Annotated in this window: 23 protein-coding genes and 1 tRNA gene; 18 read left to right on the top strand and 6 right to left on the bottom strand. The window is 32.2% G+C overall.

The genetic code is table 11. The annotated features are described in order from the left end of the window. The first annotated feature begins 29 nt into the window (after positions 1-29). From ACZ098_RS04885 to ACZ098_RS04800, 18 genes are all read left to right on the top strand, one after another. Entirely contained in the window at positions 30-377 is a 348-nt protein-coding gene (locus ACZ098_RS04885) for an FtsL-like putative cell division protein (protein ID WP_487310618.1), read from the top strand. After that, positions 368-2,374 carry a penicillin-binding protein gene (locus tag ACZ098_RS04880; RefSeq protein WP_487310617.1) on the top strand — a complete coding sequence of 669 codons (2,007 nt, stop codon included), beginning with the start codon at positions 368-370 and terminating at the stop codon, positions 2,372-2,374. Before ACZ098_RS04885 ends, ACZ098_RS04880 begins: the two co-directional genes overlap by 10 nt. Next, positions 2,371-3,834, top strand: coding sequence for a UDP-N-acetylmuramoyl-L-alanyl-D-glutamate--2,6-diaminopimelate ligase (locus ACZ098_RS04875; RefSeq protein WP_487310616.1), 1,464 nt, complete (start codon positions 2,371-2,373; stop codon positions 3,832-3,834). Before ACZ098_RS04880 ends, ACZ098_RS04875 begins: the two co-directional genes overlap by 4 nt. Before the next feature lie 79 nt (positions 3,835-3,913). After that, positions 3,914-5,140 carry a phospho-N-acetylmuramoyl-pentapeptide-transferase gene (gene mraY, locus ACZ098_RS04870; protein ID WP_487310615.1) on the top strand — a complete coding sequence of 409 codons (1,227 nt, stop codon included), beginning with the start codon at positions 3,914-3,916 and terminating at the stop codon, positions 5,138-5,140. 47 nt (positions 5,141-5,187) lie between these two features. Next, positions 5,188-5,541 carry a four helix bundle protein gene (locus ACZ098_RS04865; RefSeq protein WP_487310614.1) on the top strand — a complete coding sequence of 118 codons (354 nt, stop codon included), beginning with the start codon at positions 5,188-5,190 and terminating at the stop codon, positions 5,539-5,541. A 60-nt stretch (positions 5,542-5,601) separates the two neighbouring features. After that, positions 5,602-6,933, top strand: a complete 1,332-nt coding sequence (murD, locus tag ACZ098_RS04860; RefSeq protein WP_487310613.1) for a UDP-N-acetylmuramoyl-L-alanine--D-glutamate ligase — start codon at positions 5,602-5,604, stop codon at positions 6,931-6,933. 29 nt (positions 6,934-6,962) lie between these two features. Next, positions 6,963-7,325: a four helix bundle protein gene (locus ACZ098_RS04855; RefSeq protein WP_487310612.1), complete on the top strand. Its 363-nt coding sequence runs from the start codon at positions 6,963-6,965 to the stop codon at positions 7,323-7,325. Positions 7,326-7,380: 55 nt separating this feature from the next. Continuing rightward, entirely contained in the window at positions 7,381-8,748 is a 1,368-nt protein-coding gene (locus ACZ098_RS04850; RefSeq protein WP_487310611.1) for an FtsW/RodA/SpoVE family cell cycle protein, read from the top strand. Positions 8,749-8,844: 96 nt separating this feature from the next. Further along, positions 8,845-9,936, top strand: coding sequence for an undecaprenyldiphospho-muramoylpentapeptide beta-N-acetylglucosaminyltransferase (murG, locus tag ACZ098_RS04845; RefSeq protein ID WP_487310610.1), 1,092 nt, complete (start codon positions 8,845-8,847; stop codon positions 9,934-9,936). A gap of 87 nt (positions 9,937-10,023) precedes the next feature. Beyond that, the gene (gene murC / locus ACZ098_RS04840) at positions 10,024-11,373 is read left to right on the top strand and encodes a UDP-N-acetylmuramate--L-alanine ligase (protein ID WP_487310609.1); all 1,350 of its coding nucleotides are present in this window, start codon (positions 10,024-10,026) and stop codon (positions 11,371-11,373) included. Next, positions 11,360-12,094 carry a cell division protein FtsQ/DivIB gene (locus tag ACZ098_RS04835; RefSeq protein ID WP_487310608.1) on the top strand — a complete coding sequence of 245 codons (735 nt, stop codon included), beginning with the start codon at positions 11,360-11,362 and terminating at the stop codon, positions 12,092-12,094. Before murC ends, ACZ098_RS04835 begins: the two co-directional genes overlap by 14 nt. 10 nt (positions 12,095-12,104) lie before the next feature. Further along, positions 12,105-13,481, top strand: a complete 1,377-nt coding sequence (ftsA, locus tag ACZ098_RS04830; RefSeq protein ID WP_487311206.1) for a cell division protein FtsA — start codon at positions 12,105-12,107, stop codon at positions 13,479-13,481. Between the two features lie 176 nt (positions 13,482-13,657). After that, positions 13,658-15,595 carry a cell division protein FtsZ gene (gene ftsZ, locus ACZ098_RS04825; protein WP_487310607.1) on the top strand — a complete coding sequence of 646 codons (1,938 nt, stop codon included), beginning with the start codon at positions 13,658-13,660 and terminating at the stop codon, positions 15,593-15,595. Between the two features lie 236 nt (positions 15,596-15,831). Beyond that, entirely contained in the window at positions 15,832-16,281 is a 450-nt protein-coding gene (locus ACZ098_RS04820) for a GatB/YqeY domain-containing protein (RefSeq protein ID WP_487310606.1), read from the top strand. A gap of 90 nt (positions 16,282-16,371) precedes the next feature. Further along, positions 16,372-16,445, top strand: a tRNA-Arg gene (locus ACZ098_RS04815). A gap of 704 nt (positions 16,446-17,149) precedes the next feature. Beyond that, positions 17,150-19,411, top strand: a complete 2,262-nt coding sequence (locus tag ACZ098_RS04810; RefSeq protein ID WP_487310605.1) for an adenylate/guanylate cyclase domain-containing protein — start codon at positions 17,150-17,152, stop codon at positions 19,409-19,411. Continuing rightward, positions 19,408-19,980 carry an HD domain-containing protein gene (locus ACZ098_RS04805; protein WP_487310604.1) on the top strand — a complete coding sequence of 191 codons (573 nt, stop codon included), beginning with the start codon at positions 19,408-19,410 and terminating at the stop codon, positions 19,978-19,980. The genes ACZ098_RS04810 and ACZ098_RS04805 overlap by 4 nt, the downstream gene beginning before the upstream one ends. Positions 19,981-19,983: 3 nt before the next feature. Further along, a complete protein-coding gene (locus ACZ098_RS04800; protein WP_487310603.1) occupies positions 19,984-20,853 on the top strand; it encodes a YitT family protein in 870 nt (289 codons plus the stop codon). A 134-nt stretch (positions 20,854-20,987) separates the two neighbouring features. Here ACZ098_RS04800 and ACZ098_RS04795 read toward each other — a convergent pair whose 3' ends face one another. From ACZ098_RS04795 to ACZ098_RS04770, 6 genes are all read right to left on the bottom strand, one after another. Then, positions 20,988-21,932, bottom strand: a complete 945-nt coding sequence (locus tag ACZ098_RS04795) for a tRNA dihydrouridine synthase (RefSeq protein ID WP_487310602.1) — start codon at positions 21,930-21,932, stop codon at positions 20,988-20,990. Between the two features lie 378 nt (positions 21,933-22,310). Then, positions 22,311-22,994, bottom strand: coding sequence for a hypothetical protein (locus ACZ098_RS04790; protein ID WP_487310601.1), 684 nt, complete (start codon positions 22,992-22,994; stop codon positions 22,311-22,313). Further along, positions 22,994-23,620 carry an SIMPL domain-containing protein gene (locus ACZ098_RS04785; protein WP_487310600.1) on the bottom strand — a complete coding sequence of 209 codons (627 nt, stop codon included), beginning with the start codon at positions 23,618-23,620 and terminating at the stop codon, positions 22,994-22,996. The genes ACZ098_RS04790 and ACZ098_RS04785 overlap by 1 nt, the downstream gene beginning before the upstream one ends. A gap of 24 nt (positions 23,621-23,644) precedes the next feature. Beyond that, positions 23,645-24,496 carry a tetratricopeptide repeat protein gene (locus tag ACZ098_RS04780; RefSeq protein WP_487310599.1) on the bottom strand — a complete coding sequence of 284 codons (852 nt, stop codon included), beginning with the start codon at positions 24,494-24,496 and terminating at the stop codon, positions 23,645-23,647. A gap of 42 nt (positions 24,497-24,538) precedes the next feature. Continuing rightward, a complete protein-coding gene (locus ACZ098_RS04775; RefSeq protein ID WP_487310598.1) occupies positions 24,539-24,877 on the bottom strand; it encodes a hypothetical protein in 339 nt (112 codons plus the stop codon). A 65-nt stretch (positions 24,878-24,942) separates the two neighbouring features. Then, positions 24,943-25,152: a KTSC domain-containing protein gene (locus ACZ098_RS04770; RefSeq protein WP_487310597.1), complete on the bottom strand. Its 210-nt coding sequence runs from the start codon at positions 25,150-25,152 to the stop codon at positions 24,943-24,945. Position 25,153 lies beyond the last annotated feature (1 nt).

Raw genomic sequence — 25,153 nt, 5'->3', positions numbered from 1 at the left:
TCGTGCAATTCGTGTGAAAAACAGAACAAATGAAAACCGGAATTTATAACATAGTAAAAGCAAGATTTCTTGTAAACGAAGACGCCACTAAGAACTGGCGTTTTATACTATTTATAGTGATTTTGGCTATTATTATGATTGCAAATACGCACCGTTTTGAACAAAAAATATTTAGAATTGCCGATTTAACAAATGAAGTTAAAGAATTACGCTCTGAATTTGTTGATAGAAGATCAGAATTAATGAAGCTAAAAATGGAATCGACAGTTTCTAAAAAAATGGAAGAGCGCAATATTTTTCCAGCATCGGTTCCACCACAAAAAATAAAAGTTAAAAAACCTGAAGAAAAAAGTTTCTTTCAAAAATTATGGCAGTAGAAGATAAAAATATCTCTTACCGAATTTACTTGGTTGCATTTGCTCTCTTTTTGATGGCGATCGCAATTACGGTGAAACTAACTAATATCCAATGGGTAGAAGGCGATTATTATAGAAAATTGTCTAAAGATAGAACGGTAAAAGATTTTATTATTCCTGCCAATAAAGGCAATATTTATTCTGCCGATGGTAGCTTACTCGCTACGTCAATTCCAAATTACACCATCCGTTTTGATGCTGTAACGCCAAAAGCGGAAGATTTCGAGAAAAACGTTGCGCCATTATCGGATGCATTGTCAAAATTATTAGGAAAGCCAAGTTCGTTTTACCAATCGCTTTTTCGCAAAGCAAGAGCAAGCAAAAACCGATACACATTGGTGGCAGAAGATTTAAGTTATACTGAATATGCGGCAATTAAATCGTTTCCATTGTTTGAAAAAGGAGCTAATAGAGGCGGAATAATTGTAGAACAAAAAACCGTTCGCGAACATCCAATTGGCATAATCGCCGAGCGAACAATAGGTTACGACAGAATTGATCACGACGGACTCCAAAAAAGAGTAGGAATCGAAGGCGCATTTGGTAAATACTTAAACGGAAAAGACGGTAAAGTATTAAAACAGAAAATTGCAAAAGGTCAGTGGAAACCTATCAGAGATATTAACGAGATTGATCCACAAGATGGTTACGATGTGATTTCTACAATCGATGTTTATATCCAAGATATTGCGCATCACGCACTTTTAAAACAACTAGAAGAATATGGCGCAGAACACGGTTGTGTTGTAGTTATGGAAACTAAAACTGGTCACGTAAAAGCCATTTCAAATCTTGGAAGAGACGAAAAATCGGGTAACTACTACGAAACTATTAATTATGCTGTAGCAGAATCGCATGAACCTGGCTCAACTTTTAAGTTAGTTGACATGATAGCACTATTAGACGACAATAAAATCGATACCACGAAAGTGTACGATAGCAATGGCGGTACTATAGTTTATAGAGGTAAAAAAGTTCGCGATTCACACGAAGGAGGTTACGGAAAAATATCTGTAGGACGTGGTTTTGAAGTTTCTTCAAATACAATTTTGGTTCAAGCGGTATATGAAAATTATAAAAACAATCCACAGCAATTTGTTGATAGAATAGATAATTTAGGTTTAAACAAACCCTTAGGATTACCATTTCAAGGTGAAGGAATTCCGAAAATACCACAACCTAAAGATGCATCTTGGAGTGCAATTTCACTTCCATGGATGGCTTTCGGATATGGAGTTGCAGTTACACCATTGCAAACATTAACCTTATACAATGCTGTAGCAAATAATGGTGAAATGGTAAAACCACAATTTGTTTCAGAAATCAAAGAATGGAACAAAACCATAAAAAAATACGACAAGCAAGTTATTAATCCGAAGATATGTTCGGACGCAACAATAAAAAAATTGAAATCGCTTTTGCAAAATGTTGTAAAACGTGGAACTGGAGCAAAACTATATTCTAAAGATTTTTCGATGGCAGGAAAAACTGGAACTGCTCAGGCAAATTATGGAACCAATGGCGGAAACGACAAGCATTATATATCCTCATTCGTTGGTTTTTTTCCAGCAGAAAATCCTAAATATTCGTGCATCGTAGTGGTTCATAAACCTAATACGTCAATGAATAATTATTATGGTGCCGATGTGGCTGGACCAGTTTTCAAACGAATTGCGCAGAAAATTTTTACCGATGCGCCATCAACAAATGAGATAAAAAACATCGATAGAAAAATTGCCAAACAAGAAGAAAAGTATAAAGAATATTACACTAAAGAACAAAGTATCAAAAATAAAATTCCAAATGTAAAAGGAATGCCAGGAATGGATGCTGTAGCACTTCTTGGTAATCTAGGAATTAAAGTCGTAGTAAAAGGAATTGGGAAAGTAAAATCGCAATCCATTCAACCAGGACAAACAATTGTAAAAAACGCAACTATAATATTGGAATTATCGTGATTGCATTAAAAGATATATTATATAAAGTAGCTATCGAATCTGTAAAAGGTTCGACAGAAATTACCGTGAACAAAATTGAATTTGATTCAAGAAAAATCGTGCAAAATGATGTTTTTGTAGCGATAAGAGGTACAATTTCTAACGGTCATGATTTTATTGAAAAAGCAATTGCTCTTGGTGCAACATCAATTGTTTGCGATACTTTACCAGAAAATAGTACGTCTGGAATTACATACATACAAGTTAAAGATACCAATTCGGCTTTGGCTTTTATGGCAACCAATTTTTACGAGAATCCATCAGTTAAATTAAAATTAATTGGAATAACTGGTACGAATGGCAAGACTACAATTGCATCATTATTATATCAGCTGTTTAAAAAAGCAGGTTACAAAGTTGGTTTACTTTCTACAGTTAAAATTATGGTGAATGATGTTGAACATAAAGCAACACATACCACACCAGATTCGTTAACCATCAATTATTACTTAAATGAAATGATTGAAAACGGTTGCGACTATTGTTTTATGGAAGTTAGTTCGCACGGAATCCACCAAAAACGTACCGAAGGATTGCATTTTGAAGGTGGCGTTTTTACCAATTTATCGCACGATCATTTAGATTATCATCCAACATTTGCTGAATACCGCGATGTGAAGAAAGCGTTTTTTGATTTTTTACCAAAGACTGCATTTGCATTAGTGAATTCTGATGACAAAAACGGAATGGTCATGGTACAAAATACACAAGCTAGAAAATTGACTTACGCTTTAAAATCGTATGCTGATTATAAAGCGCAGATCTTAGAAAATCAAATGTCGGGTCTACTTTTAAAAATTAATGATAACGAAGTTTGGGTTCGATTAATTGGAACTTTTAATGCCTATAATTTGTTGGCAATTTTTGGAACTGCAGTCGAATTAGGTTTAGAAAAATTAGAAGTATTACGGTTGTTATCAGAATTAGAAAGTGTTTCGGGACGTTTTCAATTTATAGTTTCTAATTCCAATATTACTGCGATTGTCGATTATGCTCACACACCAGATGCATTAGAAAATGTATTGAAAACCATTAATGATATCCGAACTAAAAACGAGCAATTGATAACAGTTGTAGGTTGTGGCGGCGATAGAGATAAAGCGAAACGACCAATAATGGCCAACATCGCATCAGCATTAAGCGATAAAGTAATTATTACATCAGACAATCCTAGAACGGAAGATGCTAAAGTAATTATTGCTGAAATGGAAGCTGGCGTTGAACCTCAGAATTACAAAAAATCACTATCGATTGAAGATAGAAAACAGGCTATAAAAACGGCTTGTCAATTGGCAAATCCAAATGATATAATTCTGATTGCAGGTAAAGGTCATGAAACGTATCAAGAAATTCAAGGCGTTCGTCATCATTTTGATGACATGGAAATTGTAAAGGAAATTTTAGAACAAATGAACAAATAGTAAAACTCCAAAAATTAAAACTCCAAAACCCAACCATTGGAATTTGGAATTTAAAAATTGGAATTTAAAAAATGATGATATGTTATACTACTTATTTGAATATTTAGACAAAACATTAGACGTTCCAGGAGCTGGAGTGTTTCAATATATAACGTTTCGTTCTGCTTTAGCCTTGATTCTATCATTGCTGATCTCGACTGTTTACGGAAAAAAAGTTATCAATTTTTTGAGAAATCAGCAAGTTGGAGAAACTGTTCGTGAGCTAGGATTGGCTGGTCAAACTCAAAAAGCTGGTACGCCAACAATGGGTGGATTAATCATAATTGTTGCTACATTAATTCCGGTTATTCTTTTAACTAAACTGAATAATATATACATCATTTTACTTATTGTAACCACACTTTGGATGGGAACTATCGGATTTATTGATGATTATATTAAGATTTTCAAAAAAGACAAACAAGGTTTAAAAGGAGTTTTTAAAGTAATTGGACAAGTTGGTTTAGGATTAATAGTTGGTTCGGTTTTGTATTTCAGTCCAAATGTGACTGTTAGAGAAAAATCAAATTCACCGATAACCTTCAATCAAACGGAAAATGTAATTACACAAACTCCAATTGAGGTGAAATCGACCGTAACCACAATTCCGTTTACAAAAAATAATGAATTAGAGTATGCTAAAATTTTAGAGCCATTTACAGACGATTATCAAAATTGGGCATGGCTGGTTTTTATTCCTATTGTAATATTCATCATCACAGCCGTTTCAAATGGTGCAAATCTTACCGATGGAATAGATGGTTTAGCCGCTGGAACATCAGCAATATCAGTACTTGCGCTAGGAATTTTTACATTTATTTCGGGTAATATTATTTTGTCGAATTATCTAAATGTAATGTACATTCCAAATTCGGGTGAAATGACCGTTTTTATTGCAGCTTTTGTTGGATCATTAATTGGATTTCTTTGGTACAATTCCTATCCAGCATCAGTTTTTATGGGTGATACAGGAAGTTTGACCATTGGCGGAATCATTGCAGTTTTAGCAATTTCGGTTCGAAAAGAAATGTTGTTGCCAGTTTTATGTGCAATTTTCTTTGCCGAAAGTGCCTCAGTAATTATTCAAGTAACCTATTTTAAATATACTAAAAAACGCTTCGGTGAAGGCAGACGAATATTTTTAATGTCTCCTCTACATCATCATTATCAGAAAAAAGGTTATCACGAAAGTAAGATTGTAACACGTTTTTGGATTGTAACAATTCTGCTTGCCATTGTTTCGATAGTAACCTTGAAACTACGCTAAATGAATTAAAAATTAGTAATTAAAAATTAAAATAAAGAATATATAAAATGAAAGAAAACATAATTCAACAGAAGTCATTTTCTTTCGCAATTAGAATTATCAATTTATATAAATATTTAGTTTCAGAGAAGAAAGAATTTGTTTTAAGCAAACAGTTGTTAAGATCTGGAACATCAATTGGAGCAAATATTGAGGAATCTATTGGAGGTCAATCTGACAAAGATTTTTTATCAAAATTAAGTATTTCATATAAAGAAGCAAGAGAGACAATTTATTGGTTAAAACTTCTTAAAGAAACCGAATATATTTCAAATAATGAGTTTGTAAGTATTCACAATGAAGCAGAAGAGATTTGTAAAATCTTAGCAAAGATTATAATAACTCTTAAGAGTAAAATATAAACTAATTATGAATTTTAATCAAAGTGGTTTTTAATTCTTAATTCTCAATTTTTAATTAATATGAGGTTAGTAATTCTCGGTGGTGGCGAAAGCGGAATTGGAACAGCAATTCTAGGAAAGAAGAAAGGATATGATGTTTTTGTGTCCGATTTCGGAAAAATAAAAAATAGTTACAAGCAAGTTCTTATAGATAATGACATAAAATGGGAAGACGAAAAGCATACAGAAGAATTAATTCTGAATGCCGATGTTGTAATGAAGAGTCCAGGAATTCCTGATAAAGCAGCGATTATAAAAAAACTGGTAGAAAAAGGAATCCCAGTAATTTCCGAAATTGAATTTGCAGCACAATTCACCAACGCAGTCACAATAGGAATTACAGGTAGCAATGGCAAAACAACCACAACAATGCTAACCTATCATTTGCTAAAAGAAGCAGGATTGAATGTTGGATTAGGTGGAAATATCGGGAAGAGTTTTGCCTGGCAAGTAGCCGACGAAAATTTTGATTACTACGTCTTGGAATTAAGCAGTTTTCAGTTGGACGGAATCATAAATTACAAGCCGCACATTGCCATAATTACCAACATAAGTCCAGATCATTTAGACCGATACGAATACAAATATGAAAATTACATCGCATCTAAATTCAGAATAACAATGAATCAAACCGAAGATGATTTTTTAATCTTCGATGCAGATGATGAAGCCAGTCAAAACTGGTTACAAAACAATAAAGTAAAAGCACAATTAATTCCGTTTTCGATAACGAAAAATATCACAAACGGAGCATTTTTAAACAAAGACACTATGGAAATCAACATCAACGAAGAAGAGTTTTTAATGGAAACAACTCAAATAGCACTTGAGGGAAAACACAACATGAAAAACGCAATGGCGGCAACTTCTGTGGCAAATATTTTGCGCATCAGAAAGCAAACAATTCGTGAAAGTTTATCCAATTTTCAAGGTGTAGAACATCGTTTGGAAAAAGTGCTGAAAATACAAAATGTGCAATACATAAACGATTCAAAAGCAACCAATGTCAATGCAACTTTTTTTGCGCTAGACAGTGTTACAACTCCAACAGTTTGGATAGTTGGTGGTGTTGATAAAGGAAACGATTACGCCGAATTATTACCATTGGTAAACGAAAAGGTAAAAGCAATTATCTGCCTTGGAGTTGATAATAAAAAGATAATAAATGTCTTCGGAAACGTAGTCGATATGATGGTTGAAGTAGACAATATGAAAGATGCCGTAAACACCGCTAGACACATCGCAGAAAAAGGAGACACCGTTTTATTGTCGCCAGCTTGCGCCAGTTTCGACTTGTTCGAGAATTATGAAGACAGAGGAAATCAATTTAAAAGAGAAGTTAGGAATTTGTAATATCAGATATTAGATTTTAAATATTAGATATGACAAACGAACAACTTAAAAATAGAACAAAGCATTTTTCATTAGCGGTTTTAAATCTAATTGAAAAAATGCCGAATTTTATGTCAACCAGAGTTGTGATAAATCAAGTTGCTAAAAGTGCAACTTCAGTTGGAGCAAATTATAGAGCAGTTTGTAGAGCAAGAAGTGATAGAGAATTTGTAGCCAAGTTAAATATAGTTTTAGAAGAAGCAGATGAAACTCAATTTTGGCTTGAAATTATAGAAGAGATGAAATGGATAAATCAATCAGAATTGAATGGTTTGCAAAAAGAAGCTAATGAATTAGTTGCAATTTTTGTTTCAACTCTAAAAACAGTTAATAACAGACTCAATAATAAATAAATTAATACACCAGATTCAAAATATCTAATATTTAAAATCTAATATCTAATATTAAATGAAAGAATTAATAAACAGTTTAAAAGGAGATAAAGTCATTTGGGCATTCATTGCTCTTTTGGGCCTATTTTCGTTTATGCCTGTTTTTAGCGCAAGTAGTAATTTGGCCTACATGCGTCACGGTTCTGGAAACGCACTAACCTATTTAGTAAAGCACGCCGTTCACATTTTTATCGGTTTTTTTATTATTTATCAAATTCATAAAATTCCGTATCACAAGTTCCGCGCACTGTCCATGCTATTTTTACCAGTAGTTTGGTTGTTATTAGTTTATACATTATTAAAAGGAACTGTAATTGATGGTGCCAATGCAAGTCGTTGGATCAGAATTCCTTTCATCGGAATTACGTTTCAAACATCAACCTTCGCAGCAATCGTATTGTATATTTATGTTGCCAAATACTTGTCGAAAAAAAGAGAAATCGAGCCAACTTTTAAAACCTCATTGTGGGAACTTTGGACACCGGTTGGTATTACGGTTTTATTGATACTTCCAGCCAACTTTTCTACAGCAGCGTTAATTTTTGCAATGGTTTTAATGCTAACATTCATAGGTAGATATCCATTAAAATACATTGGCGTAATTATCGGATTAGGGTTGGTTTCTTTCGCATTTTTCATTCTCGTTGTAAAAGCGTTTCCAGATGCATTTCCCAATCGTGTAAAAACATGGGAAAAACGTATCGATAGTTTCTTCAATAAAGGCGATAACGAAAAAGATGCCGACGATTATTATCAAATAGAAAGAGCCAAAACAGCTATCGCTACAGGTGGAATTTACGGACTCGGACCAGGAAAAAGTGTTCAGAAAAACTTTCTTCCGCAGTCTTCTTCCGATTTTATTTTTGCCATAATTGTCGAAGAATACGGACTTATTGGTGCCATGGGAATTCTCGGGATTTATCTTTTATTATTGTTTCGATTCATTATTGCAGCCCATAAATCTACAACGTTATTTGGCAAACTCATTGTCGTCGGACTTGGTTTTCCGATAATTTTTCAAGCAATGATAAACATGGCCGTTGCTGTTGAATTGCTGCCAGTTACAGGACAAACATTACCATTAATAAGTTCTGGAGGAAGTTCGGTTTGGATGACTTGTATCGCAATTGGAATCATAATTAGTGTAACTAGAAAAGAAGAAGAAGTAGCACAAGAAATTGCCGAAAAAGAAAAGCGCGAAGAAGCATTACAACGACTTATCGATAAACAATTAGAAGAAGATGAAGAAGAAGTGGTTGCAATTGATGCAAATCAAGAAAAAGTAAACCAGATGAAAGCATCCATAAAAGATAAAATTATGGAGGAAGATTATTCAATTGAAGAAAATCCAATGCTTGCAATTAAAGGAATGAGAAAAAGTTAAAACAAATACAACAACAAAGTCGAACTCTAGAGTTTTAGTGAAATAAAGAATACAACAAATTAGTGAAAATTTGTGCAATTCGTGTAAAAAGATAAAATGAAAAAATTAAAATTCATATTAAGTGGTGGCGGAACTGGAGGACATATCTATCCAGCAATTGCTATTGCCAATGAATTAAAATTGCGTTTCCCAGATTGCGAAATACTTTTTGTTGGTGCGCAAGACAAAATGGAAATGCAAAAAGTGCCTCAAGCAGGTTATAAAATCGAAGGTCTTTGGATTGCAGGATTGCAAAGAAAACTAACTTTTTCCAATGCCATGTTTCCAGTAAAGTTAATGAGTAGTTTATGGAAATCCCGTAAAATAATAAAAAACTTCAAGCCAGATGTGGTTATCGGAACTGGAGGTTTTGCAAGCGGTCCATTGTTACAAGTTGCCAATAGCTTCAATATTCCGACAGTTATTCAGGAACAAAATTCCTATCCAGGAATTACCAATAAATTATTAAGTAAAAAAGCCAATGCAATTTGTGTTGCTTATGAAAATCTAGAACGATTTTTTCCAAAAAATAAAATAGTTTTTACTGGAAATCCGGTGCGTCAAGATGTTTTGGATATTGATGAAAAACGAAGTGAAGCTTTGTCTTATTTCAATTTAGATTCAAATAAAAAAACGCTATTGGTTCTCGGCGGAAGTCTAGGTTCAAGAAGAATAAATCAGTTGATTGAAAAAGAATTAGATTTTTTAATTGACAATGAAGTTCAGGTTTTTTGGCAATGCGGAAATTTTTACATGGCAGAATACAAACATTTTTCAGAAAAAGAAAATGTGCAGGTAGTTTCGTTTATAGACCGAATGGATTTGATTTATGCTGCTGCCGATTTTGTAATTTCTCGTGCTGGTGCATCATCTGTATCAGAATTGTGTTTGGTAGGAAAACCAACCATTTTTATTCCGTCACCAAATGTAGCCGAAGACCATCAAACAAAAAATGCCAAAGCCATTGTAGATAAAAAAGGTGCGTTGTTAATAAAAGAAAGTGAATTGGACGAAAAATTCAAAACAGTTTTTAACCAATTAATTCACGATGAAAAGTTGCAAGCAAGTTTAACTGAAAACATGAAAAAATTAGGTAAACCCAACGCAACGAAAGATATAGTTGAAGAAATAATAAAACTAATACAATAACAATTTCAATAGCAATTGCAAAAATCAATTTATAAAATTGAAATTAAAAATTGCTATTGAAGTTGAATTTTGAAATTGAAATTGAAAATGAATCTAAACCAAATACATAACGTCTATTTCATAGGAATTGGTGGCATCGGAATGAGTGCTTTGGCTCGTTATTTCCAAAACATTGGTAAAAATGTTTCAGGTTATGACAAGACGCCAACTAGGCTTACGGATGAATTAATTGCTGGCGGTATGACCATTCATTTTGAAGATAATATAAGTGCAATTCCAAACGACTTTTATGTTGAAAATACCTTGGTAATAGTTACGCCAGCGGTTCCAGTTTCTCATTCTGAATGGAATTATTTTGTAGAAAGAAATTATGTAATTAAAAAGCGTGCCGAAGTTTTGGGATTAATTACCAAAGACACTTTTTGTTTTGCAGTCGCAGGAACGCATGGAAAAACAACAACGTCAAGTATTTTAGGACACATTTTATATGAAAGTGGTGCCGATGTAACTGCTTTTCTTGGCGGAATTGTAGAAAATTATCATTCTAATTTAATTGGTAGCGGAAAAACAATTACGGTTGTTGAAGCTGATGAATTTGATAGATCATTCCTTCATCTGCATCCTAATATTGCTTGCGTAACATCAATGGATGCCGATCATTTAGATATTTATGGTGACAGTTCAGCCATTGAGGATTCGTTTAGAGAATTTGCCGATAAGGTAGAAGATAAAACCAAATTATTCGTTCCAAAAGGATTGGATTTAGAAGGCTTGACCATTGCAGTTGATGAAGAGGCAACTTTCAAAGCATTCAATGTTCGAATAGAAAATAGCAGTTATGTTTTTGATGTACAAACACCATCAGAAATTATAGAAAATATAGCTTTCGGATTGCCAGGAAGACATAATTTATTGAATGCGTTAATGGCTTTAGCGATGGCAAAAACTTTTGGTTCCCCAACCGATGCCATTGTTAAAGCATTAGCATCATTTAAAGGAGTTCAACGTAGATTTTCCTATCAAATAAAATCAGAAAATTTAGTTTACATTGATGATTATGCACATCATCCAACCGAAATTAATGCGGTACATCAAGCGGTGTGTGAGTTGTATCCAAACAAAAAAGTTTTAGCAATTTTCCAACCGCATTTGTTCAGTAGAACTAAAGATTTTGCGGAGGATTTTGCTAAAAGTCTGTCACAATTTGACGAAATTTTACTACTGGATATTTATCCAGCTCGAGAATTGCCAATGGAAGGAATTACATCAAGTTGGTTGTTAGAAAAAATGACGAATAAAAACAAAAAATTAGTTTCAAAAGAGCACTTAATTGGCACAATTTTAGAAAGCGATGCTACCATAATTGTTACTATTGGTGCAGGCGATATTGGCGAGTTAGTTCCATCAATAAAAAAAGTATTAAATGAAAAATCTTAACTGGAAAAACATCTGGATAAATTTAAGATTAGTGCTGATTTTTGGATTGGTTTTATTCTTGTATGCTTTCACAGCAAATAGGAATTCACACCGAAAATTAGTCAAATCAGAGGTTGTTTTTGTTGGAGATAATAACAATTTTCTTAAACAAGAAACGGTTAATAAATTGTTAATAGAAAATAAATCAGACGTAAAAACCATTGAAAAACTTGAAGTAGATTTGGATAGATTGGAAAAATCCATCAATGAACAAGAAATGGTTCAGAAGTCGGAGGTTTTCCTTAGTGTTGATGGCGTCTTGAAAGCAATGGTGGTTCAAAAAACACCTGTGGCAAGAGTGTTCAATAAAAATGGTTCTTTTTATATTGATTATGAGGGAAATAAAATGGCTTTGTCCGATAATTTTACTGCTAGAGTTCCACTTGTTTCAGGTGAAATAACAGCAAAAAATAAAGCCAAATTATCCAAATTATTGAAGATGATTTACGACGATGAGTTTCTTAAAAAAAACATCATTGGCATACAGATTTTGCCGAACGACGACTTGATTATGACGAATAGAAATTTTAATTATCAAATCGAATTTGGAAAAACGGTAAATATTGAAAAGAAATTTAAAAATTACAAGGCGTTTTTTCAGAAAGCAGTTTTGGATAGTACGCTCACAAAATATAAGAAAATAAATCTGAGATTTACGCAACAAGTGGTTTGCACTAAATAAAAAGAGGATGATGGAAAGAGAAAATATTGCAGTAGGATTGGATATCGGTACGACGAAAATCGTAGCGATGATTGGTAAAAAAAATGAGTACGGAAAATTGGAGATTCTTGGCGTTGGAAAAGCCAAAAGTCTTGGTGTAGCCCGTGGTGTAGTAAATAATATTACGCAAACTATTCAATCTATTCAACAAGCTGTAATTGAGGCAGAAGAAAATTCAGGTTACAAAATTAATGATGTTGTGGTTGGAATTGCAGGACAACACATTCGCAGTATTCAACACACTGATTACATCAGCAGAAGCAATCCTGAAGAAGTAATTAGCGGAAAAGATATTCAGATTTTAATTGATCAGGTTAATAAATTGGCAATGCTTCCTGGAGAAGAAATTATTCATGTGTTGCCACAAGAATTCAAAATCGATGGACAATCGGAAATTAAAGAACCAATCGGAATGTTTGGCGCGCGATTAGAAGCAAGTTTTCATGTGGTAGTTGGTCAAGCATCATCCATCAGGAATGTGGGAAGATGTATTCAAAGTTCTGGGATTGAATTGTCAGGATTGACTTTAGAGCCGTTAGCTTCTGCAGATGCCGTTTTGAGTCAGGAAGAAAAAGAAGCAGGTGTTGCATTAATTGATATTGGTGGCGGAACAACAGATTTGGCCATTTTCAAAGACGGAATCATTCGCCATACGGCAGTAATTCCTTTTGGTGGAAACGTAATTACCGAAGATATCAAAGAAGGTTGTTCAATTATAGAAAAGCAGGCTGATTTGTTAAAAGTAAAATTTGGCTCAGCTTGGCCGGGAGAAAATAAAGACAACGAAATTGTTTCAATTCCGGGTTTAAGAGGAAGAGAACCAAAAGAAATATCATTGAAGAATTTGTCTAAAATAATTCACGCTCGAGTAGTTGAAATTATTGAACAAGTTTTTACTGAAATAAAATTATACGGACACGAAGATCCAAGAAAAAAATTAATTGCAGGAATTGTACTAACAGGTGGTGGTGCGCAATTGAAACACATCAAGCAATTGGTAGAATATATAACTGGAATGGATACTAGAATTGGATATCCAAACGAACATTTGGCTGGAAATTCAAGCGAAGAAATTTCAAGTCCGTTGTACGCAACCGCAGTAGGATTAGTAATGAATAGCATTGCCAACAATACGCAAAGTGCCTACAAACTTGAAATGACGCAAAGCATACCAACGCCAAGATATGTTCCGCCGGTGGTTTCAGAAGTAATTGCCGAAGCTGTAATTGAAGAAAAACCAGTTATAGAAGTTCAAGAAGAAAAAGAAACTACTCAAGACAAAATTAAGAAGTCATTTTTCGATAAATACGTCGATAAAATCAAAGACTTTTTAGACAATGCTGAGTAAGAAGTTTGCAGTTTTCAGTTCACAGTTTAGAATTCGTGAAATAACTTAAAACAGAGAATTAGTGCTAATTAGTGCAATTCGTGTTGTAAGAAAAAGAAAAGAAAAAGAAAAGAAAAAGAAAAGAAAAAAAGCTAGAAATAAAACAGAATACAGAATAAAACAAAAACCAAAATAGTATGATAAGCAACTCAGAATTTGGAAGCATCTCATTTGATTTACCAAAAAATCAATCAAATGTAATTAAAGTTATCGGAGTTGGTGGCGGCGGAAGCAATGCGATCAATCACATGTTCAAGCAAGGTATTAAAGGCGTAGATTTTATCGTTTGTAATACCGATTCACAGGCTTTACAAAACAGTCCTGTGCCAAACAAAATTCAATTAGGTGTAAATCTAACGGAAGGTCTTGGTGCTGGAGCAAATCCTGATGTTGGTCAGCAATCAGCAATAGAAAGCGTTGCTGAAATCGAAAAAATGCTTGACAGCAATACCAAAATGGTTTTTATCACCGCAGGAATGGGTGGAGGAACCGGAACTGGTGCTGCGCCGGTAATTGCACAATTAGCCAAAGAACGTGACATTCTAACTGTTGGAATCGTAACAATTCCGTTTCAGTTCGAAGGTAAAGTACGTATTGAGCAAGCTTTGACAGGTGTAGAACGTTTGCGCAAGCAAGTAGATTCGCTTATCGTAATTAACAATAACAAATTAAGAGAAGTTTACGGAAATCTTGGCTTTAAAGCTGGTTTCTCTAAAGCTGATGAAGTTTTAGCAACTGCATCTCGCGGAATTGCCGAAGTTATTACACACCACTACACACAAAATATCGATTTAAAAGATGCTAAAACGGTATTAGCTAATAGTGGAACAGCAATAATGGGTTCAGCAATTGCAAGTGGTGAAAACCGTGCAAAAGAAGCTATTATTTCTGCATTAGATTCTCCATTGTTAAATGACAATAAAATCGCTGGAGCCAAAAACGTATTGTTGCTTATCGTTTCTGGAACTAATGAAATTACTATTGACGAGATTGGAGAAATCAACGATCATATCCAAGCAGAAGCTGGTCACAACGCCAATATTATTATGGGTGTTGGTGAAGACGAAGTGCATGGCGATGCAATTGCAGTTACTATTATTGCTACTGGTTTTAATGTAGAACAGCAAAACGAAATCGTAAATACCGAGCCTAAAAAAATCATCCATTCCTTAGAAGAAGATCAAAAGTTGGTTCGCGATTTAACGCAAAAATCAGTTGATGTTTTTCAAACTATGATTGATGCACCTATCGAAAAAAAAGAGGAGAAAATAGTATTTGAATTACTAGAAGAAGAGGTACAAGCACCAGTGGTAAACAAAATCAACGATAACGAGTTGATTGCCATGAACGAATTCATCCGTAACCTAGACGTTACTTTCGAAATCGTTTCGCCAATAAAAGATATTGATTTCACCTTTACTACGCCAGTTGTAAACGACATAAAAGTTGTAGAGCCACAAGTAGTAAGAGAAGAAATTCAAAACCTTTTCACATTCGATTTGCCAGTTTCAACACCAGAGCCAAAAGCCGAAACTAAAATTGCTGAAAATAAAATCTTTTTCGACTTAACAGAAGAAACTAAAGATATTAAAGTAAACGAGCACATCGAGTTTGTTCCTGTAACCGAGTTAAACGAAAACGGAATTATCAAATATTCGTTGGAAGAGTACATGGAAATCGAAAACGACTTGTTGTCATCTAAACCAGCTGCAGCAGTTGTAGAAGAACCAATTGCAGAAGAGCTGAAAATAACAATGAAAGTAGAGGAGCCTAAATCGCCAACCTATGCTACTCATTTTGACGAGGTGTCGCCAGTAGAAATGACTATCGAAGAAACTTTGAAAATGCGTGCTGATGAAAGACGACGCAAGCTTAAAGAATTCAATTACAAGTTCCATAACAACCCATCACGTGTTGATGAACTTGAAAAAGAACCAGCTTACAAGCGTTTAGGTCTTGATGTTTCAACCAATCAGGCAACCAATAATAATTCAAGAATGTCTTTAGGAACTGACAGTAATGACGATATTCAATTGCGTTCCAACAATTCATTTCTACATGACAACGTAGACTAATTGAAAAAAATAAATTTAAAGTAGCCCGAAAGTTCAGTAGAAATTTCGGGTTATTTTTTTAACTTTGCAAAGATTTAGGAGCAAATGGCTTGGGCATTTTCAACACACCATTTTCCTGCTGCTATTCCAAAATCCCAATAAAAAAAATTGGGAGTTTTTCCCTTGCATCAGGGCTAGATTCTAAATCATTTTGACAAAATTAAACAGCATTACACCAACAATTTAAAATTCAAAATATGAGTTTATCAGTACAATTAATGGACGAAATGAAAACCGCAATGAGAGCAAAAGATACTGTTGCTCTAGAAGCGTTGCGCGCCATTAAGTCAGAATTATTGTTAGCACAAACCGCCACAGGCAGTAAAGAAGAAATATCAGAAGAAGACGAAATTAAAATCTTACAACGACTAGTGAAAATGCGAAAAGATAGCGCTTCAATTTTCACTACGCAAAATCGACCAGATTTAGCCGAACCAGAACTGGCTCAAATAGCAGTAATCGAAAAATTCTTGCCAGCCCAATTATCAGAAGATGAAATTGAAGCAGTAATTGCTAAAATTATCGCAGAAACTGGAGCTTCAGGAATTGCATCAATGGGAAAAGTTATGGGATTAGCTTCTTCACAAATTGGCGGTCAAGCCGAAGGAAAAGTAATTTCTTCAATTGTAAAAAAATTATTGGTTTAATACAGATTATTAGATTACTAGATTTTAGAGGTATTAGATTATTATCATTCTAAAAATCCAATTGTCTAAAAATCAAAAAATCTAAAAAATGGCTGCGTAGTTCAACTGGATAGAATATCAGATTTCGGCTCTGAGGGTTGGGGGTTCGAATCCCTTCGCGGTCACAATTTAAATATAAGGAAGATTTTTTTATTTTTGTAGTAATTTTTTTCTACTAATAATTATTGTAATTCTTTTCTTTACTATTGTTTTCACATTTTTAGAACATAATTTTGGCTTGTTTACAAATAAGCCTTTTTTTGTGCATTTCTATATTTCTAAGAAAGTACTGACTATAAATAAGTTTGATATTCTGCAGAAACAATTTAAATTTTACAATTCCTTAAAAAGTGACGAGGCCAGCGCTACAATTTTTACAAGATGGTTCACCCAGATCAATAAAGAGGTCAATAATCCGTAAACCGAGACCGGTTGATAAATTCCAATTATTTTAGGGTATATGTCTACACAAATGCCTTTGAATTTCTTGCGGTTGTAATTGAGCATTTCATTGAGACGCCAGACGCTTCAGGCAGGAATTTCCTGAACTTTATAGTAAGGTCGCTTTGATGCTCAATCAAAAAAAGTAGTTTAATTTCAGGTTTTTTAATAATAGAGCAACCCATTTTTTTTCTAAAAACTTGTAAGGTGATAGCGTTAAACCAAAATTTAGTCTAAAAAATTAATTGTTTCTGCTATAACAGTAAAAAATTAGCGTTCAAAATTTCTTTTTATTTTTAATTTATAAAAATGTAGGAATTATGAAAATTGCTTACGATATTTGAAATTATTCTGTGAATTTTTTAATAGAATTAAAAAAATAAAACTTATGAGTAAAAATTGGTTTCTGTCTATTTTTCTGCTTATGTTTTGCAATCTATTTGGTCAACAAATCGGATATGAAAAAGAAATTGCATCATTAAAAGCTAAACTTTCTAAAGAAAAAAATGATACCGCAAAAGTAAAAATTTTAAATGAGCTAGGTTATAATTATACTTTTGAAAAGAACATAGAAGAATATAGTATTTATACTAAAAAAGCAATTGCAATTTCTGAAAAAATTGGCTATTGGGAAGGAATAATAGAGGCATATAATGTAGAAAGCAACTATTACGATGCGAAAGGAAATACAAAAAAAGCATTGGAAACTATTCAGAAAATGATTGTTTTTGCCAATGAAAAAGGAGATTCCAGAATTTTAGGTTTAGCCTATCTTCATTTGGGTGAGTTTGCTGCATATTATCCAAAGGAAAATAAGGATGCGCTTAAAAGCTTTAATAGGGCATTAGAGTTGTTTAAAAAAAGTAAAGACAAAAACAATATTAAGTACACTTTGTTGAATTTAGGTGGTTATAATTTAGACATAAAAAATTATAATGAAGCACTTAAAAATTATGATGATTATCTAAAAGAGAATCCGTCAGAATCAGAAAAATCAAACGTGTATTTAGGAATTGGTTCTATTTTTTCAAAACAGGAAAAGTATAAAGAAGCTGTTAAAAATCTAGAAATGGCGGTGTACTATATCGAAAAAAGTAAGAGGACAAATCAAATATTTTATGCTCATGTAGTAGAACTTTTAGCGGATAATTATGTAAAAGTAAAAGAGTATAAAAATGCTTTAATCGCGTACAATAAAGCAGAGCGTTATTTTGAAAAAGAATCACTACTACGTTTAATTGCATTGAAAGCTAAAAAAAGTAATCTTTACATAAAAATTAATGATGTTTCTCAAGCAAAAAAATATTTAGAAGACGCTATTGCTGTGGTTGATAAATTAAATAACTGTACTACTAAATCTATATCTTATACTTATATCGCAACTGAATTTGAAAATCAAAAAGAATATGCAAAAGCCTTAACCTATTTGTTAAAGCCTGAAACTACTTGCCCAGAAATTACACAAGATAAAGAATTAGATATTGAATTAAAAACGGCTATTGGTTATAATTATCTAATGTTAGCCAAAAACACGGATCTTATTAATGCTGATTATTCATTTCCAAAAAATAAAAATCAACTGTTGAACTTAAGTTTGAACTATTTGGATAAAGCATTACAGAAATTATCGAAAACCAAAAATCACTCTGAAAAACAGAAGATTTATGCTGCTATTTCTGAAGCGTACGAGCTTTTAGGTAATAATGTAAAAGCATACGAAGCATACAAAAAACATATAGTTTACAAAGACAGTTTAGCTACTGTAGAAAATAGGGAGTTACTAGTTCAAAATCAAATGCAATTTGAATTTAACCAAAAAGAAAAATTGCAGAAAGCAGAACAAAATAAAAAAGATGCGCTAGCAAGAGAAGAACTCGCAAACGAAAAAAATAATCGAAATATCGCCTTTGGAGGAATTGGTTTCTTTATCCTTATATCAGGGTTTTCGGGATATGCGTATGTTCAAAAAAGAAAAGACAACAAACTTATTTCGGAAGAAAAGCAAAAATCAGACGACTTATTACTTAATATTTTACCTGCCGAAATTGCCAAAGAACTGAAAGAAAAAGGTACTTCGGAAGCCAAACATTTTGACAGTGTTTCTATAATGTTTACTGACTTTAAAGACTTCACGAAACTTTCTGAAAAAATACCTTCAACAGAATTAATTCAAGAATTGAATTATTGCTTTAAAGAATTTGACCATATTATTACCAAGCACGGTGTCGAAAAAATAAAAACTATTGGAGATTCCTATATGGCAGTTTGCGGACTTCCTGCAAAATATGGAAATCATGCTCAAAAAATGGTTGATGCTGCTTTAGAAATTAGAGATTTTATTGAAACGTACAAAGAGAAAAGACAACAAGAAGGAAAGTCGTTTTTTGAAATGCGTATCGGAATAAATTCGGGTGAAGTAGTAGCAGGAATTGTAGGTATTAAGAAATTTGCATACGATATTTGGGGCGATGCAGTAAATACCGCTTCTCGAATGGAAAGTAATGGAGTTGTCGGAAAAGTAAATATTAGCGAATCCACTTATAAACTAGTGGATAAAGATTTTTACTTTACTCAGAGAGGAGAAATTGAAGTTAAAGGAAAAGGAAAAATTAACATGTATTTCGTAGAACCTAAAGAGGAAAATAGATGATTTTTGAAAAAGCAAAAGAATTCATTCTTAAAAAGTTAGAACTAGAATTGCCAAAACATTTGAAATATCACAATATAGATCATATTCTAGATGTTTACAGAGCTTCTATAAAATATGCTGAATTAGAAAAAGTGAGTCGTGAAGATACTATTTTATTAAAAACAGCGTCCTTATTTCATGATTCTGGATTTATAGTTCAAGCAGAAAATCATGAAGCAATATCAGGTGCTATTGCCGAAGAAATCTTGCCGCATTTTGATTACAATGCAGTGCAGATTCAAAAAATTAAAGGAATGATAAGGGCAACCAAAATTCCGCAGACGCCAACCAATCACTTGGAAGAAATTTTAGCAGATTCCGATTTGGATTATCTGGGAAGGGATGATTTTGAAGAAATCTCAGAAAAACTTTTCGAAGAGTTAAATATTTCTAGTAGAAATGATTGGAATAAAATTCAAATTTCATTTTTTGAAAAACATACCTATTTTACCAAATCTGCAAAACGCCTGAGAAACGACAAAAAGGAAGAAAATTTACAGAAAATTATTTCAAATACACAACTTGATTAAAGAATGAAAAACATAAAAATAAAAGATAATTTTAAAGATTACATACTTGTAATAATTGGTATTTTTTCTATTAGCTTTGCTTTAAAAAGTCTTTTAATTCCCAATCATTTTTATGACGGAGGAATTACCGGAATTGCACTTTTGGTGCATGAAAAATTCCATTTTAACATTGCATTAATCTTTATAATATTTAATATTCCCTTCTTGATTTTAGGAGCAAAACTAATCGGAAATTCTTTTGCAATAAAATCATTGCTAGCAATCATGCTACTCGGACTTTTTTTAATATTTATTCCGTATCCTGTTATTACACATGATAAGTTAATAATTGCAATTTTTGGAGGTTTTTTTATAGGATTGGGAGTTGGTTTGGGAATGAAAAGTGGTTTTGCACTTGATGGTATTGAAGTGTTAGCAGTTTTTACAGGTAAAAAAGTGGGCTTTTCAATGAGCGAAATTATTTTAGGAATAAATATTATAATCTTTTTAGTTGCCGCATTGTTTTTTGGATTAGAAGCTGCATTTTATTCCATGCTTACTTATTTTGTAGCATCAAAAACCATTAATTATGTAGTGGAAGGTTTTGAGGAATTTACAGGTGTGACAATTATATCGTCGAAAAGTGAAGAAGTAAAACAATTTTTAGTTTTACAAATGAGTAAAGGAATTACAGTTTATAAAGGTGAAAGAGGTTTTATGAAAGAAAATTTTGAAAGCAGCATTCCTACCGATATTATTTATACAGTGGTTACAAGATTAGAAGTCAGAAAACTTAAAAATATAATACATCAAATTGATAGTAACGCATTCATTTTTTCAAATTCTGTAAAAGAAACTGCAGGTGGAATTTTAAAGAAGAGACACCAACATTAATAGCATTAATTTTTTTGTTGTAGCGTGATAAAAATACTTTCATTTTTAACTAAATTTATCAAAGAAGCTGTTTTAGATTGTAATTTGTACAATGGTACACAAACTATTTTGTTTTTTGATAAACTATAAATTGTTTATCCTGCGTTAAAAACAGATTTTACCGTTTCTTCATAATTTCTAATGCTCTTTGCCTTTCTAATATTTTTTTCCACTTTGTGCGGATTGTCAAATGTCGTAGCAAAGTATTCCCATAAATGGTGCATTTTTAATAGAATATGCGTCGCACCTGATAACGATTGACTGTAGCCCTCGTATAACGTATCATGGAAGTTACTAAACAATTCCAGTTTGTTTTTGGGATATTCAGTACTATCGTTTTTAATCATACTTGGTAAAAAAGGATCGCTTATTAAGCCTCTACCGATCATCCAATGATCAATGGTAGGAAAGAGATCTTGCATCTCTTTAAATTTTGCTACTGTGGTAATATCGCCGTTGTAGTATAATTTATGTTTGGTAGTATCGATACATTTTTGAAAAGCATCAAGATGTACGCCACCTTTATAAAGTTGCTTCCCAATACGAGCGTGAATAGCGATGTTCTTAATTGGAAATGTATCAAGAATTGGCAAAACATCCAGTATTTCGGTATTGGTATCATAACCCAATCGCATTTTCATTGAAACTATTATATCTGATTCTGAATGTACTTTGTCCAAAATAGCTCTTATCTTTTCAGAATTGCTAATCAATCCCGAACCCATTCCACATTTGGTTACCATTGGATACGGACAACCTAAATTCCAATTCAATTCGTTGTATCCTAAACTTTGAACATAATCGGCTACAAATAAAAACTCATCTGCATCGTTGGTAATTACTTGAGGAATACATTCTAAAGTCGAATTGTTTTCGGGTAATAAATCCCTTTCATAAGACGATTTGATGCTTAATTTTCCGTTTAAACGAATGTAAGGAGAGTAAAAAGTATCAATGCCGCCGAAAATCTTGTTCTGTGCATTTCTAAATCTGAAATCGGTAAATCCTTGTAAAGGAGATGAAAGTAAGGTAGTTGTCATGAATTTTATTCTGATGTAAACTTACCACTCTTTGCAGAAATTAATCGAATTGGAAACGAATTTTAACATTTGAAAAATAACATAAATTTTAATTCCAATTAAATTTTCAATATGGTATAGCTCTCGGATGTTAAGGTTATCAAATTCTAATGCCAAATAGGTTGGGTTCTTATACTCTTGGTTAAGTGAAATTTTTGATTTTGCAAATGGCATTTGCTACTCCATTTTTTTAGAAATACTAAAGGAATATCGTTTACGATTGAGGACATTTAAATCGTCTACAAACTTTAAATTTAGTTTAGGATATTGATCAGATAAAAGTTTAATAACTTTATCATTTTATCAGTAATTGTACTATTTTTTTGGTTGGTATTTTATTCATGTTTTTTTGATTTTAAACGTTACCCATATATTGTATTCACTCTCTCTAGTTGGATAAGAGTTAATTTCACTAGCATTTAATCTTTCATAAAAAGAATTTAATAATACTCTTGCTTCTTCACTTATAGTATCATCGATATTTTCATCATCTTCTGTAGCATCCGAAGTTTCGTCATCAATACTTATAATTTCTAAAATTTCATATCCTAATGATTTAGAGATTTCAATTGCTTTATTTTCTGAATTTTTTAACGCAAGAATCGCTCTTTCATCTTCCAATAAAAAATTATCTTCAGGATATTTATAGTAAGTTTTGATCAATTTGATACCGCTAGTGTTCAATAGTTTAAATATTTTATAATCATCAGCGTCTAAAGAAATTACCATTTCATACAACTTGTTTTTCTCGGGATTTTTATTGAAATTTTCCTTCTGAATCAGTTGATTTTCTATTTGTTCTGACTTTAAATTTTCAATTAATTCGTTTACTTGTATATCAATCGATTTGTTTAATGTAATTGGATTACAGATTTCTGGGTCATATTCAAAGTTCAGTAGCAATACTTTGCTGTACGCCTTTTCAGAATAGTGACTTGTTCCTAAAATGCGTAATGCGGTTTCTTGACAAATACCAACATTAAAAGTAAAACATAAAATGCAAATGAGCTGTAGCTTTTTCATCAGTCTAAAAGCTCAAAAGTAATGTTTAGCGTATATTTTTTGCTTACTCGGTCTTGGTCTGTTTCTCCAAATTCAGCGCAACAATTAGTTGATTTATCTTCTATGTTCAAAATTTTACCTACTTTTTTTCTTATTTCTGATGCAATATTTTTAGCTTTTCTTTCGGCATCACTGATAGCTTGTTTACTCAAGTTGTTTTCTATATTTGGATCAATATTTAGGTATAAAAACTTAGTCGTTTCTACCTTAAAACCTGAGTTTTTCATTGCTATAACTTTGCTCAACGTTTCTTTGGACGTAATATCCATATAGTAAAACTCATTTTTTAAATTGTTGTAGTTATTTGCATTTTTACTTTTGTAATTTTTAAATATTTGAGTTTCTTTTACGCCATTTTTTTTCAAAAAATCCATGGTTTCTGCTATGTTATTTTCTAAAGATTTGTATTCTTCTTTATTGTAATTAGTAGGTAGTATTTCTGTAATGTTAAAATAAACTCTATAGGTGTCTGCTTTAAATTCGTGTGCTGAATTCCCAATTATTCGAATAAAACGCTCGGTAGATTGTCCAGAAATGGAATTGCTAAATAGTAAGACTAGTAACGAAATTGTAAGTAATTTTTTCATTTGTATTAATTTATATTGATATTTTTATTTATTAAGTTCTGAATCCATAAGTTTGAGATTTTTGGTAAACTGATTTTCAGATTTTGCCCACTTTTCTGCTTCGGTTTTCCATTTATCAAATTGCTTTTTATCTTTTAATTTGAAATATTCGTAAGCTAAATTATAAGCTGTTTCTATTAGGTAATTTGTTTCCTTGCATTTAGTGGTCATGGTAGTATACGTTTGCATTACGTTATCAAAATTTTGCATTTTGGTATAGGTGTAAGCTAGTTCTTTATAAGTATAACAATCATTTGGATCGTTGGCAACTGCTTTTTTTAAGGCTATTTCTGCTTTATCAAATTTTTCTAAAGCGTTGTATGAAAAAGCCAATTCGGTTTGTAAACCCTTAAAATTAGCATCTAATTTCTCCGCCTTTTCTAGGAATTCTAATGCTTTTTCGCTTTCATTCCAAGCGTTGTACCAATAGCCTTTTTTATATAAATTTGCTACAGTATTTTCTCCACTTTTGTATATTTTTAACCAGGAAGGAGTTTTGTCAATTTTTAATTCTTTAAATTTTGATTCTGGAATTTCTGCAATTGCAACTCTACTTGGTTCCAGTCTTACTAACATCATCGTTATTTTGCTCTCTTCTGGATTATCTGTTCGTATGAAGTTTCCTTTGTTGTCTGCTTTGAAATTTCCTTCACGTCTGAAGGTTAGTCCTGCAGATAGATCGATATATATAAATCCAAAAATATAGGTGCTGTCTTTTCCTTTTTGAAAAGCAACCCATTTATCTTCGCACTGAACGTTGGTTTTGTCAAAATTTAAACTATTTTGTGCATTGGTTGTTATGCTGAAAAATGTAAAAAAAATTAGTAGGTATTTCATAATGGTTTTTTTTTGGTTAATTTGATTTGTAATGTAAGTATTTTATTTTATTGATGAAATTCGTTTTTTAACATTTTCTATTGCTGCGAAAATTTTATAGAATTCATTTTTATAGTTGGTATTTTCAATTGGCCTAAGTTTGAATTTTTCTGTTAATACATTACAGTCGTAAGCATTATTGAGAATATATTTATGTATACTAACTTTATTCTGCTCTTCGCTTGGTATTGTTTGAAGTGCCAAGATTATTTCTTCTCCAAGATTATTTATCCCGTAACAAATAGGTCCAATAACATGCACCTGATTATCATAGAATAGTTCTATAAGATTTTGATTTTCTACTGCTGCCATTAAATCTGGATCTGCATTTTGGTTACACATAATCTAGGTTTTTTAATTAAGATTCGTTTTTTGGTCAAAAGGTTGGATTGTATTTAAAATAAAATTTATAAAATTTGATATTGGTATTTTGACATAATAGTACTAAAGTAATATTCTTCAATATTTTCTGAAGTTATGAAATAGATATAGGTACTGAACGACACATTATGATACTGATGAACCTCTTGTATTTTAAATTCTATTTCTAAGATTTTAGAAATTTCGTCATAACCTACTGATATAATATTGATCGCATTTATTGGAAATCGTATCATT

This window comes from Flavobacterium sp. SP2 (assembly GCF_057626655.1).
This window is presented reverse-complemented; position numbering and strand designations above follow the sequence as displayed.